General features: G+C 47.6%; 16 protein-coding genes. 14 read left to right on the plus strand and 2 right to left on the minus strand.

Annotated features, from left to right (window positions below):
- Positions 1-257: 257 nt before the first annotated feature.
- Positions 258-1,109 carry an AraC family transcriptional regulator gene (locus tag EJL91_RS12385; RefSeq protein WP_125142296.1) on the minus strand — a complete coding sequence of 284 codons (852 nt, stop codon included), beginning with the start codon at positions 1,107-1,109 and terminating at the stop codon, positions 258-260.
- A 234-nt stretch (positions 1,110-1,343) separates the two neighbouring features.
- Between EJL91_RS12385 and dapF (EJL91_RS12390) the strand changes: the two genes are divergently transcribed.
- The 9 genes from dapF (EJL91_RS12390) (at position 1,344) to EJL91_RS12425 (ending at position 11,043) form a co-directional block, all read left to right on the plus strand.
- Positions 1,344-2,216 carry a diaminopimelate epimerase gene (dapF, locus tag EJL91_RS12390; protein WP_125142297.1) on the plus strand — a complete coding sequence of 291 codons (873 nt, stop codon included), beginning with the start codon at positions 1,344-1,346 and terminating at the stop codon, positions 2,214-2,216.
- 206 nt (positions 2,217-2,422) lie between these two features.
- Complete coding sequence (locus tag EJL91_RS12395; protein ID WP_206429497.1) at positions 2,423-3,727, plus strand: glutamine synthetase family protein; 1,305 nt, start codon at positions 2,423-2,425, stop codon at positions 3,725-3,727.
- 103 nt (positions 3,728-3,830) lie between these two features.
- Positions 3,831-4,376, plus strand: coding sequence for an ANTAR domain-containing response regulator (locus EJL91_RS12400; RefSeq protein WP_125142299.1), 546 nt, complete (start codon positions 3,831-3,833; stop codon positions 4,374-4,376).
- A 50-nt stretch (positions 4,377-4,426) separates the two neighbouring features.
- A complete protein-coding gene (dapF, locus tag EJL91_RS12405) occupies positions 4,427-5,239 on the plus strand; it encodes a diaminopimelate epimerase (protein WP_125142300.1) in 813 nt (270 codons plus the stop codon).
- Positions 5,240-5,355: 116 nt separating this feature from the next.
- Complete coding sequence (locus EJL91_RS12410; protein WP_125142301.1) at positions 5,356-6,138, plus strand: N-acetylmuramoyl-L-alanine amidase; 783 nt, start codon at positions 5,356-5,358, stop codon at positions 6,136-6,138.
- Between the two features lie 942 nt (positions 6,139-7,080).
- Entirely contained in the window at positions 7,081-8,376 is a 1,296-nt protein-coding gene (gene ltrA / locus EJL91_RS12415) for a group II intron reverse transcriptase/maturase (protein ID WP_125142302.1), read from the plus strand.
- A gap of 650 nt (positions 8,377-9,026) precedes the next feature.
- Positions 9,027-9,179: a hypothetical protein gene (locus EJL91_RS24595; RefSeq protein WP_164516832.1), complete on the plus strand. Its 153-nt coding sequence runs from the start codon at positions 9,027-9,029 to the stop codon at positions 9,177-9,179.
- Positions 9,180-9,211: 32 nt separating this feature from the next.
- The gene (locus EJL91_RS12420; protein WP_125142303.1) at positions 9,212-10,303 is read left to right on the plus strand and encodes a tartrate dehydrogenase; all 1,092 of its coding nucleotides are present in this window, start codon (positions 9,212-9,214) and stop codon (positions 10,301-10,303) included.
- Positions 10,304-10,389: 86 nt separating this feature from the next.
- Positions 10,390-11,043, plus strand: a complete 654-nt coding sequence (locus tag EJL91_RS12425) for a cytidylate kinase-like family protein (RefSeq protein WP_125142304.1) — start codon at positions 10,390-10,392, stop codon at positions 11,041-11,043.
- Positions 11,044-11,333: 290 nt separating this feature from the next.
- Here the strand turns inward: EJL91_RS12425 and EJL91_RS12430 are convergent, their stop codons facing one another.
- On the minus strand, positions 11,334-11,927 hold the full coding sequence (locus EJL91_RS12430) for a prolyl-tRNA synthetase associated domain-containing protein (protein ID WP_125142305.1): 594 nt from the start codon (positions 11,925-11,927) through the stop codon (positions 11,334-11,336).
- Positions 11,928-12,128: 201 nt separating this feature from the next.
- Here EJL91_RS12430 and EJL91_RS12435 point away from each other — a divergent pair, with 201 nt between their 5' ends.
- The 5 genes from EJL91_RS12435 to EJL91_RS25265 all read left to right on the plus strand — a co-directional run bounded on the left by EJL91_RS12435 (position 12,129) and on the right by EJL91_RS25265 (position 16,898).
- Positions 12,129-13,490: an MATE family efflux transporter gene (locus EJL91_RS12435; protein ID WP_125142306.1), complete on the plus strand. Its 1,362-nt coding sequence runs from the start codon at positions 12,129-12,131 to the stop codon at positions 13,488-13,490.
- Positions 13,491-13,969: 479 nt separating this feature from the next.
- A complete protein-coding gene (gene rlmD / locus EJL91_RS12440) occupies positions 13,970-15,553 on the plus strand; it encodes a 23S rRNA (uracil(1939)-C(5))-methyltransferase RlmD (protein ID WP_243125329.1) in 1,584 nt (527 codons plus the stop codon).
- 94 nt (positions 15,554-15,647) lie between these two features.
- On the plus strand, positions 15,648-16,274 hold the full coding sequence (locus EJL91_RS25255) for a recombinase family protein (protein WP_341466996.1): 627 nt from the start codon (positions 15,648-15,650) through the stop codon (positions 16,272-16,274).
- A 12-nt stretch (positions 16,275-16,286) separates the two neighbouring features.
- A complete protein-coding gene (locus EJL91_RS25260) occupies positions 16,287-16,517 on the plus strand; it encodes a recombinase family protein (RefSeq protein WP_341467014.1) in 231 nt (76 codons plus the stop codon).
- A 6-nt stretch (positions 16,518-16,523) separates the two neighbouring features.
- Positions 16,524-16,898 (plus strand): recombinase zinc ribbon domain-containing protein, encoded by a 375-nt coding sequence (locus EJL91_RS25265; protein ID WP_341466997.1) that lies wholly within the window; start codon positions 16,524-16,526, stop codon positions 16,896-16,898.
- The last annotated feature ends 292 nt before the right edge of the window (positions 16,899-17,190 follow it).

Raw genomic sequence — 17,190 nt, forward strand, 5'->3', positions numbered from 1 at the left:
GCTGAGTCTTCAGTCCCGTCGATGATCTGCCCGGGGAAGGAAGGAGAAAACTTTCCGAAGGGGACCTTGGAATCCGCCGGTGCTTGATGAGGTATTGCCGAATCTAGCATCAGTTGCGCATTCCACAAGCGGGAGCGAGTCCCCGTAGGAATTTTTTCTCCTGGATTCCCCCTCACCACAACCTGAAACCGGGACTGAAGACTCATCCACACCCTCCCACTCCCCCGTCCGCCGTCTTACAGAGGCGTCCTCGCATCTCAACTAAACTTACCCCCCTTTTTTCCCGCCTTAGGATTCTCCCCAAACGTCTTTTTATAGGCACGCAGAAATGCCGCATAGTTCCTGAACCCGCAGCGGTAACAGACCTCGGTGACCGGGACGCCGCGGTTTAGGAGTTCTTTGGCCATCAGGAGGCGTTTTTCGTTGATGTAGCCGGTGATGGTGTAGCCTGTCTCCTGTTTGAAGAGGCGCATCATGTGGTATTTGCTCAGGTAGAAACGGGATGCCAGGCTGTCTATTGTGTAGTCGGACGACGGGTTTTCGGAGATATAGCGCATTATTTCGAGGACTTTTTCACTGCCCGGGCTGGTGCTTACATATTCCAGATGGTTTTCTACGGCGGCCCTGTTCAGGTGGATCATGAATTCCAGAAACAGGATCCGGCAGTACAGCTCTTTGGCATAGCCATCCTCACGGCAGGCTTTTTCCAGGCGGAGCAGACTCTCGTACAGGGAGCTGATTTTCAGCGAACTGATACGCAGGACATCGGAGCAGTGCTCCCTGGCATCCTGAAAGCAGCGGCTTAGATCGCAGTTTTCGGAACGGAAGCTGTCCACGTAGTCGGGGGAGAGATATACGACAATGCGTTCATAGATTTCATCGGAGCCAATCACCGGTTTATGGATGGCGTGGTGGCCGACCAGGACGATGTCGTAGGGGTTCAGATGGTAGGAGCGGCCTTCGATAATATAATCCACGTCGCCCTTTAAAAAGATCAGGACTTTGTCAAAATCATGGTAATGGTAGTTGATGTCGTCGGGCAGACAGGCCGCCAGATGGAACAGCCGGAATTCCCGGTCCAGATAGCCGCGTTTTTCATAGGAATCCATATTTCCCCTCCTTTCTGATATTCGTAACCATTATAGCATTATTTGTAAGATTTGCAGCACAATAATTGTAGAAATTTATTTTTCTTCAGTATATAATGGATATAAACAGAGGTGTGTCTGTTAAGTCGGATGCCGAGAGCGCCGTGGAGAAGGACAACGCAGCCGTTACTTAAAAGTGCAGACATTGTGTAGTTAATAGCCGCCATAGAGCGCCGGAACCGGGAGGATACGTCAATGAAGAAGGTTACATTTGAGAAATACCATTGCATGGGAAATGATTATCTCGTATATGATCCGAATAAGAATGAGCTGGAACTGAGTGAGGAGAACATTAAACTGATCTGCGACAGGAACTTTGGAGTGGGTTCGGATGGAATTCTTGCAGGTCCCTATCTGGATCAGGAGAAGATGTATGTGAAGATTTTGAATCCGGACGGAAGTGAAGTGCCGAAGAGCGGAAACGGCATGGGGATTTTTGCAAAGTATTTGAAGGATGCCGGTTATGTGCAGAAGACCAGCGTTTCATGGATGACCATGAGCGGGGAAGAGAATGTTTTTTACCTCAATGAGGAGGGAACCAGGGTCAAGATATCTATGGGACGCCCGACCTTCTGGAGCGATGAGATTCCCGTGACGGGCGAGCGCCGTGAGATGGTCAACCAGACTATGATGTTTGGGAAGATTCCTTATGTGACCACCTGTCTTTCCATCGGCAATCCGCACTGCGTAATCTGGATGAGCGAGATTTCCAGGGAGCAGGTGTGCAGGATTGGTGAGCATTCCGAGAATGCAGACTATTTCCCTGAGAAGGTGAACACACAGCTTCTCAATGTGCTGGACAGGACCAATATCCAGATTGAAATTTATGAGAGAGGGGCAGGGTATACTCTGGCATCCGGAAGCTGTGCCTGTGCGGCTGCCTGCGCGGCGCTCAAACTGGGGCTGGCGGATAATAACATGTATGTCCATATGCCCGGCGGAGTCCTGGAAGTGGAGATTAAAGAGGACGGAACCGTATACATGGTAGGCGAAGTCGGCTATGTGGGAAGCATCACACTGGGAGCCGAACTGACCGAAAAACTGCGTGCGATGCACGGAAAAAAATAATTGACAGAGAAAAAACAGACTGCTATAGTTTAAGCAGGTCGGGGAGCTGTGCCGGAACCGGTACAGCTCCTTTTGACGTTATTTTGGAAAACGGTGTGAGGCGTACAGGGCGGCCGCAGCTCACGGGCAGCATACCCGATAAAGCGGGCGCGTTGTCCTGCGAAGCGTCTTGTTGTCTGCCCTGTATCGCATAAGGAGAAATAAACATGGATAAAGAGAGAATAGACGGATGTTTTTTAGAGGAAGAAGCCGACTTAATTAAATTGCAGTTTACGGATTTATTCGGCCGGCTCAAGATGGTGGAGATGACCCGCGGACAGTCCAAAAAGGTAACGGCGGACGGTTATCCAATCAACCGTTTCGCTCTGGGCGGCCTGAGAAAAGAAGGGGCGGTTCTTCCGTTTCCCACCGGTCTGCAGGACAAGGCGGAGAATACGGGGCTTTACCTGAAACCGGATATGGCTACATACCAGATGCTTCCCTGGGATTCGGGACAGGAGAATGTGGCCGGGGTAATCTGTGACGTTATGGACTCCAACGGCAGCCCTTCTCCGATTGATACAAGGAACCTTTTAAAAGAGACGATCAGCAGAGCCGAACAGTTGGGGCTTAGTCTTTATTTTGATTTTCAATGCGAGTTTTATTTATTTCATACAGATGATGAGGGGAGGCCGACGACGGTCACCCACGAGGTCGCAGGATATTATGATGCAGGGCCGATTGACCTGGCCGAGAGCGTCCGGCGCGACATAATGCTCAGCCTTTCGGAGGCAGGGATGGAGGTGGAGAGCAGCCATCACGGAACAACCCCGGGACAGCACTGTTTTCTGCTTCCCGTACGGTACGGTGTGGAAGCTGCGGACTACCTTCAAACTTTTAAGACGGCGGTGAAGAGAATTGCAAAACGCCACGGGCTCCACGCGGCATTTATGCCGAAGCCGAGCGGTAACGGAGATGGTTCCGGACTTCATACAGGCATTGTAATCCGCGATAAAAATGGCAATACTGATAAAGAGACTGCCATGCACTTCCGCTGTGGTATATTAAAACATTTACGGGACATGATGATATTTACCAACCCTTTAATTAATTCATACAAACGCCTTGCCGCGGAGAAATGCAATGCAGTCCAGCCCGAGTTCCCGGCGACCATCTGGGAGGAAGGCAATGACAAGGCGGTGCGCTATACGGAGGATAGAAACGGGATTGTAACTATCACAGCGCTCTTTCCCGATCCGTCGGCCAATCCTTATCTTGTCCTGGCTGCGCTTGCGGCCGCGGGGCTCGATGGAGTTGAGAAAAAGATGCGGACCCCGGAATGTGATGAAAACCCGAAATTCCCGGAGACGCTGGGCGTGGTCCTCAGAGAACTGGACAAAAATGCATTTGCCAAAACAGCGTTCGGGGAAACGCTCTGTAGAATGTACCGGGAGGGCAAACAGGAGGAATGGGACCGTTTCTGTTCCTTTGTGACCGACTGGGAGATTCAGGAATACCTTTACCGCTGCTAAACGCGTGTAAATGAGGACTTAAATATAGTGTAAATGAGGCCTTTTATCGCAGCAGGAGACCGGGGACACAGGGTGCGGCATGAAAACAGCGAGGTGAAACTGTGTGATCAACGTCATAGTGGCATTTTCCAGGCCGGAAGATGGAAGAAATATTAAAAATATACTGATAAAAAACGGACTGCAGGTGACGGCGTCCTGCACATCCGGTTCCCAGGTCCTCGCTCAGGCGGATGATCTGCAGAGCGGGATCGTGATCAGCGGTTTCAGGTTCGGCGACATGACCTGCCGCCAGTTGAGCCGTCAGCTTCCGCCGGGCTTTGACATGCTCCTGATCGCTTCACCCGCCAGATGGAGCGGTGAAAATATGGGAGAGATTGTATGTCTGCCGGCGCCGTTTAAAATGTGTGACCTGATGTCCACGGTGCGCATGATAGAGCGGATGCAGACGGAGAGGCGGAAGCTGAAAAGAAACCGTATGTCCATGAGAAATGAGGACGACAAAAAGGCCATTGACCAGGCAAAGGGACTCCTGATCAGCCGCAACAGCATGACGGAGCCGGAGGCGCACAAATATCTGCAGAAATGCAGTATGGACAGCGGAACGGGGATTGCGGAGGCGGCCAGGATGGTGCTGAGCCTTTACAGATGATAAATTGATTTGGCGTTTCACCGGATACGCGGAGAATCAGGGAGGATAATATGAAATTTACAAAGATGCAGGGAATCGGCAATGACTATGTATATGTGAACTGTTTTGAGGAGAAGGTGGAGGATGCGTCCGGGCTGGCGGTTGCGGTGAGCGACCGACATTTCGGAATCGGTTCCGACGGCTTGATTCTGATTAAACCGTCGGATGTGGCGGACTGTCAGATGGATATGTACAACCTGGACGGCACCAGAGGCGCCATGTGCGGCAACGGAGTCCGCTGCGTGGGAAAATATGCCTACGACCATCATATCGTAGACAGGCCCCAAATCAGCGTTGAGACGGCGTCCGGGATTAAATACCTCGATATGAAGGTGAAGGACGGAAAAGTGACGGCCGTCACCGTGGATATGGGAAAGCCGGTTCAGACCTCGGACCTGTTTGAAGAGATAGAGGTGGGGGGGAAGAAATATCATTTTATCGGAGTTTCCATGGGAAACCCCCACGCTGTGCTGTTCGAAAATGAATTCGACGCCCCGATTGAAAAACTGGATCTGGAGAAAATGGGTCCCGGTTTTGAACACCACGATAAATTCCCTGACAGGACGAACACGGAGTTTATCCGGGTGATTGACAGAAAACACATCAAGATGCGCGTCTGGGAGCGGGGGTCAGGTGAGACGATGGCCTGCGGAACCGGCGCCTGCGCCACCGCAGTGGCCGCCATTCTGGCCGGGTATGCGGACGACACGGTGGAAGTGGAGCTTTTAGGCGGCTGTCTTACAATTACATGGGACCGGGAAAAGGACACCGTGTATATGACGGGACCGGCCGTGGAAGTATTTAACGGCGAATATACGCAGTAACGGCGGCCTTGTAAATTTATATATCGGTTTTTCATCTTTAAAAGCAGGAATAAGGCAACTTTTAACTCTTTTCACATACTTTAATAGTACAAAGGTATGTGAGAGGAGTTTTTCTTTTGGATATAAGGAAGAGAGTGGTTATAGATGCCGGTCACGGCGGCGAATACGATCCGGGAGCGGTTTTCGAAGGAAGACAGGAGAAGGACGACAATCTGAGACTGGCGCTGGCCGTCGGAGATATACTGGAAAATAACGGTGTTGAAGTGATTTTCACAAGGGTCACGGATGTGTATGATTCGCCTTATGAAAAAGCAGATATGGCAAACGCGGCCGATGCGGATTTTTTTGTTTCCCTTCACAGAAATGCAGCCGCAGAGCCGGGAACAGGCTCCGGCACAATGACGCTGGTGTACAGAGAAGAAGGACTTGCCAAAGAACTGGCTTCTTCGATCAACAGAGAACTTGCCAAAACGGGATTCACGGACCTCGGAACCTTTGAAAGACCCGGTCTGGTGGTCCTTCGCAGGACGCAGATACCGGCCGTACTGGTAGAAGCGGGTTTTATCGACAATCCCGAAGATAATGAAAGGTTTGACGCACAGTTTGACGAGATTGCAAATGCGATTGCAGCCGGAATACTGAATGTGATCAGACAGCAGGAAGAGGAAGAGCAATTCTACATGATCCAGACGGGTGCCTACCGCATCCGCTCCCTGGCTGAGCAGCAGCTCGAAGAACTGAAGTCGGAAGGATTTCCGGCATATCTGGTATCCGAGGACGGCCTTTTTAAAGTCAGAGTCGGAGCTTTTAGCGACATTGACAATGCTGCAAAGATGGAACAGGAACTGAGGGAAATGGGATTCCCGACGGTAATGGTTCATGGACCGGCGGTGAATTAGGAACTGCCGGCTATCCCTGGCTTTCAATGATTTGATTAGAAATCTGCTTTGGCTGTTTGGCTATTGTAAATGAAGTGGGGGACTCCGGATATTCGGGGTTCCCGGTAAGGATTTAAGGTGTTTTTTAGCTGCGCCCTCCTGTGTGTAACGGGAGGGCTTTTTGAAATGCGGGTTGGGAAAGCAGGGGCTGATATTGTTGGTTTTAAGGATGTAATTGAAGCTGAGGGTAAGGTGTAGTATGATGGTAGGAGATAAGGGGGGATTTAGTTGAGATGCGAGGACGCCTCTGTAAGATGGCGGACGGGGGAGTGGGAGGGTGTATATGAGTCTTCAGTCCCGGTTTATAGGTTGTGGTGAGGGGGAATCCAGGAGAAAAAATTCCTGCGGGGACTCGCTTCCGCTTGTGGAATGCGCAGCGGATGCTAGTGCGCCCAGAAAAGGGTGTGATATTTAACAGGTGGAAACCCTGTCCGGCAAGGTGCTAACCACACCACCGGTAGCGAGTCTTGGGCTGACAACAGTAATGCGGCCAGTTAAGCGTAGACAGCCAGGTAATAGGGTTGAGTGATAGAGCACCGAAACGCTGTGAAAATCCAGCAGGCCGACGCTTTTAGTGTAGTGGAAGGCAATATGTGGGCTTATCGATAGGGTGAGATTTTCCACACTGCTGCGGTGTCCGAGAGCCAATCATGTTATACAATGATATCATGTCAACTGGGGAGAGCCTGCCGTCTCCCCTCCTTGTGTGGGGAAGGGGTATGCCGACCGGAAAGGGAGGCAAACGGGTGGCAGGCAGTCGGAAGGCCGAATAGTACCGAAAAGGCGGGGAACCGCACCGCTAAAGGGAAGTCGAGAGGGGGCCGGGGAATCCTCCCGGCCCTGCCTTATAAGGCAATATCAAAGAGGAAACATCAACTGCACACAGAGGTAGGAGAAAAAAAGATGGAAACGAAATTGGCGAGAATATCACAGATGTCAAGCGAAAATCCGGACATGGTATTTACGTCCATCGGGCATCTCATCAACAAAGAGCTGTTGAAGAGCTGCCATGAAAAGATGGATGGAAAGAAAGCAGTGGGAATCGATGGAGTGAGCAAAGCGGAATACGAAAAGAATCTGGAAGGGAATCTGGAAGATCTGGTACTGCGGCTGAAAAAGAAATCGTATAAGCCAAAGGCAGCCAGAAAAGTGGAGATACCGAAGGAGAATGGGAAAACGAGGCCGCTGAGTATCTACTGCTATGAGGATAAGTTGGTACAGGAAGCGTTAAAGGAACTGCTGGAAGCCGTGTTTGAACCCCATTTCTATGAAGAGATGATGGGATTCCGTCCGGGAAGAAGCTGCCATCAGGCAATAAAGAAACTGAACGGGATGCTGGAACGGGAGAAAACGAATTATGTACTGGATGCAGATATAAAATCCTTCTTTCAACATCTTGACCATGACTGGATTGTACGGTTTATAGAATCCAAAATCAAAGACCCAAATATCACGCGCCTGGTAAGGAGAATCCTGAAGAGTGGAATCCTGGAGGATTACCAGTACCATGAGACCGTGGAAGGATGCGTCCAGGGTTACGTATGCTCCCTTGTGCTGGCCATCTTGTATATGCATTATGTGCTGGTATGGTGGTTTGTGGAGAAGGTGAAGCCGGGGATGAAAGGCTACTGCGGCCTGGTGGTGTACGCCGATGATTTTGTAGTGTGCTTCCAAGATAAAGAGGAGGCGGAAGAATTCTATGAACGGTTGAAACGTAGGCTGGGGCACTTTGGGCTGAGCCTGGAAGAGGATAAAAGCCGCCTAATTGAATTCGGGAGGTATGCGAAGGAACGCAGCCAAAAAGAAGGGAAAAAGGCGGGGACATTCGACTTTCTAGGCTTTACACACTACTGTAGCGAGAACCGGAACGGGAAGTTCAGAGTGAAGAGGAAAACCAGTAAAAAGAAGTTGGCGAAGAAGAGCCGGGAAATGAACGCGCATATTAAGCGGAAGAGACATGAAGACCCCAAGGAGCTCATCAAAAAGCTGAACGAAATTTTAATTGGCTACTACCATTACTACGGAATCACAGATAATAGCCGAAGTATCTGGTGTTTCTACGAGCGTGTAAAAAGACGGCTGTACTACTGGCTGAACCGAAGAAGCCAGAGAAACAGCTATACGTGGGAGGGATACAGGGAGTTGTTAAAACAGTATCCCCTCAAACGGCCAAAAATCTATGTCAACGTATACGCATGATAGAAGTGAACGATGCGCCTTATAAAGAGCCGGATGCGGGAAAGCCGCACGTCCGGATTTCTGTGAGGGGTGTGCCCTGTAAGGGACACATCTACTCGACGATTCGAAAAGACCTCATCAAGCACCGGCGGATTCCAAGGTCTCCTTTCGGAAAGTTTTCTCCTTCCTTCCCCGGGCAGGTTGTCGACGGGACTGAAGACTCAGGGAAGGCTGTTGCCCCGTCCGCCGGCTTCAGGGGCTGATTGTCTCTTTCGTCAAGTGTGGGGGAGGTATTGCCGCTGCCACGATGTAGTCGTAACTATTTTACATTCTGACGACATCTTGGCTTGGGCTGCATAAAAAAGTATCAGAATAAACACTCTAAGATTATAAGATTATAAGTTTATAAGTTTGTAAGTTTACATAGTCTCATAGTGAACAGGAGGCAGTTTTCAGGCATTCTGAGAAACGTAGTGGCAGCGACAAGCGCCTCCCCCGTTGAAGAAAGAGGACAGATCAGGCGCCGCAGGCCAGGGGCCGGGCCGTTATACTGGCTGAGTTTTTCGTCCCGGAAATAACCTTCCTGTGGGGAAGAAGGGAGAAAAAGATTCCGGAGGGAACCTGGGAGTTCATCGGCACTTACCGAGGTCTTTTCGAGGTTAGTGTCCGTTATGTACTCCAACGAGCGCAAGCGTTTCCCGGAGGAACTTTTTCTGCCCGGATTCCCCGCCCACGATCACCTGACGCCCGGGACGAAAGACTCATCGATCCCCCTCACCATCCCGGCCCCTGGCCTGACGGCGGCGTCCTCATTTCTCAACTAACTCCCCAAATGATTAAACAGGAGGAATAAACAATGAAAGTACATAAAATAGCAGTAATACCCGGAGACGGAGTCGGACCGGAAGTAATCAGGGAAGGAGTGCGGGTTCTGGAGAAGGCAGCTGAACTGGATGGAAGTTTCCGGTTTGAATTCACCTGGTTTCCCTGGGGATGCGAATATTATCTGAAAAACGGCCGCATGATGGATGAGGATGGAATCAGCCAACTGGAGAAATTTGATGCAATCTATCTCGGGGCTGTGGGGTATCCGGGAGTTCCGGATCACATTTCACTGTGGGACCTTCTGCTTGTGATAAGGAAGAGTTTCGACCAGTATGTGAATCTTAGGCCGATTGTGCTTTTGAAGGGTGCGCCCTGTCCTCTGAAGGATGTGAAGCGGGAAGATATTGATATGATCTTTGTGCGGGAAAACAGTGAGGGTGAGTATGCAGGAAGTGGAAGCTGGCTGTACAGGGGGAAACCGAATGAAGTGGTAATACAGGACGGCGTTTTTTCGAGAGCAGGGTGTGAGAGAATTATGCGGTATGCTTTTGAGCTGGCAAGGGAAAAGAAGAAATCCCTGACCAGCATCAGCAAGGGAAATGCGCTCAACTATTCCATGGTATTCTGGGATCAGATTTTTAAGGAGGTCAGCGCGGAATATCCTGATGTGGAAACACACTCCTACCTGGTGGATGCAGCAAGTATGCTGATGGTAAAAGAGCCATGGAGGTTTGAGATTGTCGTGACTTCCAACTTGTTTGGTGATATCTTGACGGATCTCGGAGCTGCCATAGCCGGAGGAATGGGACTGGCCGCAGGAGCCAACCTGAATCCGGAGCGAAAATATCCCTCCATGTTTGAACCGATTCACGGCTCCGCCCCGGATATCGCGGGTCAGGGAAAAGCAAATCCCCTGGCGGCGATATGGTCTGCCAGCCAGATGATGGATTTCTTCGGCCATGAGGACTGGGGAAAAAAGATTTTGTCTTCCATTGAGGCAGTTTTGGAAGAGGGGAAATCCCTGACGCCGGATCTTGGAGGCACCGCAACAACGGAGGAGACAACAGGAAAGGTTATTGAGATGCTTTGCAGCAACATTAAATGCATGGGCAAATTGGAATAAGATGGAAAATTAATAGAAAACAAAAAGATAGTGTGATATAATGTAGTTACAATAAAATTGAATCAATGAGAAGGGGAGGCGTTACTATGGCAGGGAAAAAAGTAGTTATCACCATCGGCAGACAGTATGGCAGCGGCGGCGCAGATACCGGCAGACGGCTGGCGGAAGAACTGGGACTTGGTTTTTATGACAAGAATATCCTGAGGATGAATTCAGACGAGAGCGGAATCAAGGAAAGCTATTTTCACCTGGCAGATGAGAAGGCGGGAAATAAGCTGCTCTATAAGATTATCAGCAGTTTGACACCTGAGAAAGGTTCACCTTCCTTTGGCTCAGACCTGATTTCAGCCGACAACCTGTTCCGTTTCCAGTCCGAAGTAATCAGGAAGCTGGCGGCGGAAGAATCCTGCGTGATTATTGGAAGATGTGCTAATTACGTCCTGAACGGAATGGATGGGCTGGTGCGCGTTTACCTGTATGCGGATATGGAAGTGAGAGAGGCCAGAATCAGGGAAAAGGATCTCTATGATGAGAAAGAGATATTAAAGAACATCAAACGGATTGACAGAGAGCGCCGTGATTATCACAGATATTATACAGGATGCGACTGGGAGGATTTGGATAATTATGATTTGATCATCAATACGACCAAGATTGGCGTGGATGGTGCGGTTAAGATTATTAAGAATTATCTGACTGTGATGGGGTATGATTTGGAGAAGGATTTTCCGGCGGAATAAGAGATAAAAGTGTTTGAATGAAGGTATTTAAATGAAAGTATTTGAATGAAGGTATTTGAATGAAGGTATTTAAATAAAGGTATTTGAGCGGGGATATTTGCAGGAAGTTATTTGAATAAAGATATTTACATAATAACATTCAACTAAAAATACCTCAATGAAGATACGGCGTGATGAAAAAAGAGAGAAAACTATGCAGGCAGGGCTGGAATGCCCTGCCTGTAACTTTTACTAACGGTATTTTCTGCTTTTCTGCAGTATTCTGTATATTGGACGCCCTGGTTACGGCATTACCATTCCAGTTCCACCGGTGTGTATTCGTGATGGATGGCCGGAAGAATTTTCTTAAGCAGGTCTTCCGTCTTGATTTTCAGGCTGGTTGTGTTCATACACGGATGACAGCCGATATATTCATCGTTTAAAATGTCCTGGTCTATCACAAGGCGGACATGATTTTCATGGTCGTTCATCAGTCCCAGAACGCTGACGGAGCCGGGAGTGATGTCGAGATATTCTTCCATGTGTCCTGCATCGGCAAAGGAGAGGCGTGAGCAGCCTATTTTTTTCGAAAAAACTGCGGTGCGGAACTTCTTATCACCGGGCATCATCAGAAGGTAAAAATTAGTCTTCTGCGTGTTGCAGAGAAAGAGGTTCTTGCAGATGCGGATATTAAGAAGCTGCTCCACCTCGTGGCAGCTCTCGATGGTCTCCGTGGGATCGTGGTCGATTCTCGTGTAGGGGACATTTAAAGCGTCCAGCAGCGTATATACGCGCTGTTCCTTTTGCAGGCGGTCTGAAAAATTATCCGGGCGGCCTGTATATAATGTTCTATCAATGTAGATCTCCTGTGGGAGAACGGATGCTTGTGCGGCTTCTGTGTTCATTTTATCACTCCTGTTTTGTGGTTGATATCGCGGTGATACCGCTTTGTAAATCGGTATCGTATCCTTCTATTATACAAAGCTTTGCCTGAAAATCAATATTTAATTGCGGTTCATATTGATCTGGCAGAGCATTTCGACTATAATAACGAAGTTTGGAAAATGTCGAAAATATGGATAAAATAGAATGGATAAGGACGAAGAATGAGATATCAGACTGATATAGATAAAATGAATACCAACAGGAACCTGTTTTTTATGTCACTGCCGATTTTTGTGGAGCTGCTTTTACAGCTTTTGGTGGGAAATATTGACCAGATTATGGTCAGCCGCGTTTCCCAGCAGTCGGTGGCATCGATTGTCAATGCGAACCAGATAATGAATCTGGTGATTATCGTGCTCAGCATGGCGGCTACCGCAACAACGGTTATTCTGTCACAGTATCTGGGAGCGGAGGATAAAGATAATTCATCCAGAACATGCATGGTGTCACTGCTGATGATTGGAGTGGTCGGCATTCTGTCGACGGTCCTTGTGTTTGTGGGATACAGGCCCATATATAAGGCCATCCGTGTGCCGGAGGAGATATTTGACGAGGCATCGCTGTATCTGCTTATCGTAGGAGCGTTTATAACGGTTCAGGGACTTTATCTTACGTTTTCAGCCATTATCAGGGCCTTTGCCATGATGAAGGAAGTAATGATTGTTTCAATTGTCATGAACGTATTGAATATCATCGGAAATGCAATCCTGATCAATGGCTGGTTTGGTATGCCGAGACTAGGAGCGGTGGGAGCGGCCATTTCCACGGACATCAGTAAACTGGTGGGGCTGGGACTCATGATTCTGCTCTTTATGAAACGGACGAATGTAAAGCTGGGGATGCGTTTTTTGAAACCGTTTCCAACGCAGATTATGAAGAATCTCTGCTTCCTGGCGGTTCCTTCCGGAGTGGAGAGCTTTTCCTATAATATGTCACAAATGTGCATCCTGGGAATTGTCAATTCCTTTGGCACTATGGTTACGGTCACAAAGGGATATTGCAGCATATTTGCAAATCTGGCTTATGTTTATGCAATGGCGATTGCATCGGCGACACAGATTGTGCTTGGGTATCTGATTGGCGCAAAGAAAATCGATTTAATCCAGAAACGTGTGAACGCCACGATGAAGGTGGCGCTGGCGGCCTGTGTGGGACTGGCGATTCTGCTGTTTCTGGGCAGCAATTATGCATTTTTAATATTTACGGACAATCCGGAAATTATTGCCCTAGGGCGGAGAATTCTGTTTATCGAAATTTTCTTGGAAGTAGGACGGGCTGTCAATATTGTTATGACAAAGTGCCTGATTGCAGTCGGGGATGCCGTGACCCCGACCGCCGTAGGCGTCATCTTCCAGTGGGGAGTGGCTTTTGTGGGCGCCTGGGTATTTGGAATTATCTTCGGCTGGGGCCTGGAGGGCGTCTGGGTGGCCATGGCGATTGATGAGTGCCTCAGAGGTCTGATATTCGCCGTGCATTTTAAGAAAGAACGGTGGAAAAAGGTGTTCAGGAGTGTGGATGCCTGAGCGGGATACAGACAAAATTGTGGATTATCTGTTCGTGATTGATAGATGGAATGTGGAAAAGTGGATAAAACACGCGAAAAATGTGGATAAGATAAAATTTGAATGGAATTTTCTGAGAATTATGGGTTCATAGGGAAAATATAATGGGAATGTTTGGGCGTTGGGGAAAAGTGGGAGAATTTTATGAGAGAAATAACAAACCGGCTGCTGACAGGAGCGGATTTAGCGGCGGCTGGTAAGTAGATTGCAGTAAGTTATAACTCTGCATATTATGGGCTGATGGTGTATTGTAATTGAATGAGGAAAAGATTGAAGCTGGATTAAATGGACTTGGAATGTGAAATTTAGTAAGATGGATTTAGACAGATGAGCATGGATTGATGGAGCATGGATTGATGGAATATGGATTGAAGTTAGTGAAAAATGATTGGCGGAAATGACTATAACTAATAATAAGGCATTTGGATTCGGAGGCAGGAATGGAGAAAAGAGAAGTGGGAAATAGAAGCAGCCAGGCAGGAAGACAGGAGAGAACAGGCGGTCAGATGAGAAGGCAGACGAAAGCAGAGCCGGGAACTAAACGGTTTGGCGAAGACCGGAAATGGAATGAAAAGTCGGATAAAGATTTCAAAGCGGGAAAAAAGCAGGAGAGTCACGGGAAAAGAGAGTTTAAGGGCGATAAGGCTGTAGATAGAAAGGGATTTGGAGGAAATAGAGGGGAAGGCAGTACCGGGGATTTTGAAAGAAAGATGGGTGGAGAAGGCAGGACGGGAAGAGATGGAAAGCCTGCGAGAGAGATGAAGGCGGTAAGAGACGGAAAGTCTGCGAGAGAGATAAAGACAGCAAGAGATGGGAAAGATACTGATAGGGGAAGCGTATCTGAACGAAACGGCGGGAATAAAAATGCTGGAAGAAGAAAGTCTCCGTGTCCTGTTTACGAGCAATGTGGCGGTTGTCAGCTTCTGCATCTTTCCTATAAGGAGCAGCTTGCTAAAAAACAGAAAATGATGGAGGAACTTTTGAAAGGCATTTGTCCTGTTAAGCCGATTATCGGAATGAAGAATCCGCTGCATTACAGGAATAAAGTTCATGCCGTATTTGGACACGACAGGAAGGGAAATCCTCTTTCCGGTGTATATAAGGAAGGGACACATATTCTTGTACCGGTGGAATCATGTCTGATTGAGGATGAGAAGGCGGATGAAATTATCGGCACAATCAGAGGAATGCTGAAATCGTTTAAGATCCGGACGTATGACGAGGACACGGGCTACGGATTTCTCAGGCATGTGCTCGTAAGACGAGGATTTGCTACGGGTGAGATTATGGTTGTTCTGGTAACGGCCTCTCCGGTATTTCCTTCTAAAAATAACTTTGTGAAGGCACTCAGGGAAAAATATCCTGAGATTACGACCATTGTCCAGAATATTAACAATAGAAACACCAGCATGGTTCTGGGTAATAAGGAACATGTGCTTTATGGTAAAGGATATATCGAAGATGTTCTCTGCGGGCTGCGTTTCAGGATTTCATCCAAATCGTTTTATCAGGTAAATCCTGTTCAGACAGAGGTGTTGTACAATAAGGCACTGGAGCTGGCCGGGCTGACCGGCAAAGAAAGAGTGCTGGATGCATACTGTGGGATTGGCACGATTGGCCTTATTGCCAGCAGGAAGGCAGGAGAGGTGATTGGCGTGGAGCTGAATCCCGATGCGGTGCGTGACGCGGTTCAGAATGCCAGGATGAACGATGTGAAGAATATCCAGTTTTACTGCAACGACGCCGGACGTTTTATGGTGAATATGGCGGAGAAGGGCGAGACCGTGGACGTGGTACTGATGGATCCGCCAAGAAGCGGCAGCACGAAGGAATTTATCGATGCCGTTGCCAAGATGGGACCGAAACGGGTGGTTTACGTGTCATGCGGGCCGGAGACGCTTGCCAGGGATTTGAGGATGTTTGGCGGGAAAGGGTACCGGGCTGTGGAGGCTTGGCCGGTGGATATGTTTGGGGGGACTGGGCATACGGAAAGTATTGTCCTGTTGCAAAAGAGTGTTAAATGATGATTAGGTGAGGTTGGATAGTTGTCGTGTGTTGAGGCGTAAAGGCTTTTGGCTTTTGCGCCTTTTCTTTATGGATGAGACGAGGTGGGGTGTTGTGAAAAAGATATATTATATACCTGTGGAAAAAGAGAATACGGAACCGCTGCGTGTGGCGGCATATTGCCGCGTCAGCACTAAGAAAGAGACGCAGCTAGCCAGTTTGGCTCATCAAATTATGGCATATACAGAACAAATATCAGATCATCCTGGTTGGGTATTTTCAGGGGTGTTCTGGGATTGTGGAAGAAGTGGATTAAGGCAAAAGGGCCGTGACGGATTGAAACATATGTTAGAAAGTGCTACAGAGGGGAAAATCGATTACATAATCACTAAATCAGCAAAACGAGTATCCAGGAATACGGTAGAGCTATTGCAGATTATGAGATATTTGAAAGAAAGGGGTATTCAAATGTATTTTGAAATTGAAAATGTGAATTCGTTTGATCCGGATGCAGAAGCGGCAATAACCTTATCAGGAGCAATGGGACAAGAAGAAAGCAGAAACTTGAGTGAGAATATTCAGTGGGGTATTAAAAGAAAATTTGAAGAAGGATTATTTAGCAGCTACAAACATTTTATGGGGTATCGGTGTGTGGAAGGGGAATTGGTAATTGTTCCTGAACAGGCTAAAGTAGTACGATTAATTTTTGAGTTATATTTGAGGGGATACACATTTTCATAGATTAAAAAATATCTGGAAGGTAATGGTATAAAAACGGTTACAGGTAAAGAGGTATGGAGTGCAAATGTAATACAACAAATGCTAAAGAATGAGAAATATAAGGGAGACATGATGCTTCAGAAAACATTTACAGAGGATTATCTAAATGGTATACGAAAGAAAAATGTAGGACAGCGTACCAGATATTATGTAAAAGGAAGTCATCCGGCCATTATTTCTTCGGAAATATTTGATAAAGTGTAGGCAGAAATGTTTAATAGAGCCAGACTGCTCAGAACAGCTGACGGCAATCAGATTAGCAGTGGTAACCGATATAGCAGCAAATATTTGCTTAGTAATTTATTGGTATGTGGGGATTGTGGGGGAGGATTCAGGCGTAGAACGGAGCGTGGGAAGATTGTATGGAGATGCGGGACAAGGATGGAAAAAGGAAAGACGGAGTGTAAAAATTCACCTACCTTGAACGATCAATATGTAAGAGATATGCTGGGAAAAGTTGTGTGTAATGGGGAATATGATGAAAATGTCGTAAAGGTTAGAGTGAAGAGAATAGATGTTTATGATAAGCAGTTGATAATTTGCTATGCTGAAAAAGAGCGATATCAGATATGTGAATTAGAATAATAGACAGATGAGATTGTTTGATTGAAGAGGTACGGGTTAAGGGAATGAGAAAATTTTTCAGATGGTAAAGGCGGGGGGAGTATGGTAAAATTAAGAAAAATGGGTATTGGAAAAGGACTTTGCTCCAGATGATGAACGTTTAAAAAACTTTGCAGTGGAAATTATTTTGATGGGTTGTTGGAATGTATTCGGAATATAAGGTATTCAAGAAAACGTGATGAAAGTTTATACGATCAGTATTGATTATAATTCAAAAGTGGAAGAACTCGTTTTTGTATATATTCCAGTTTTT

Source organism: Clostridium transplantifaecale, assembly GCF_900626075.1.
In the GTDB taxonomy this organism is placed as follows: Bacteria; Bacillota; Clostridia; order Lachnospirales; family Lachnospiraceae; genus Otoolea; species Otoolea transplantifaecalis.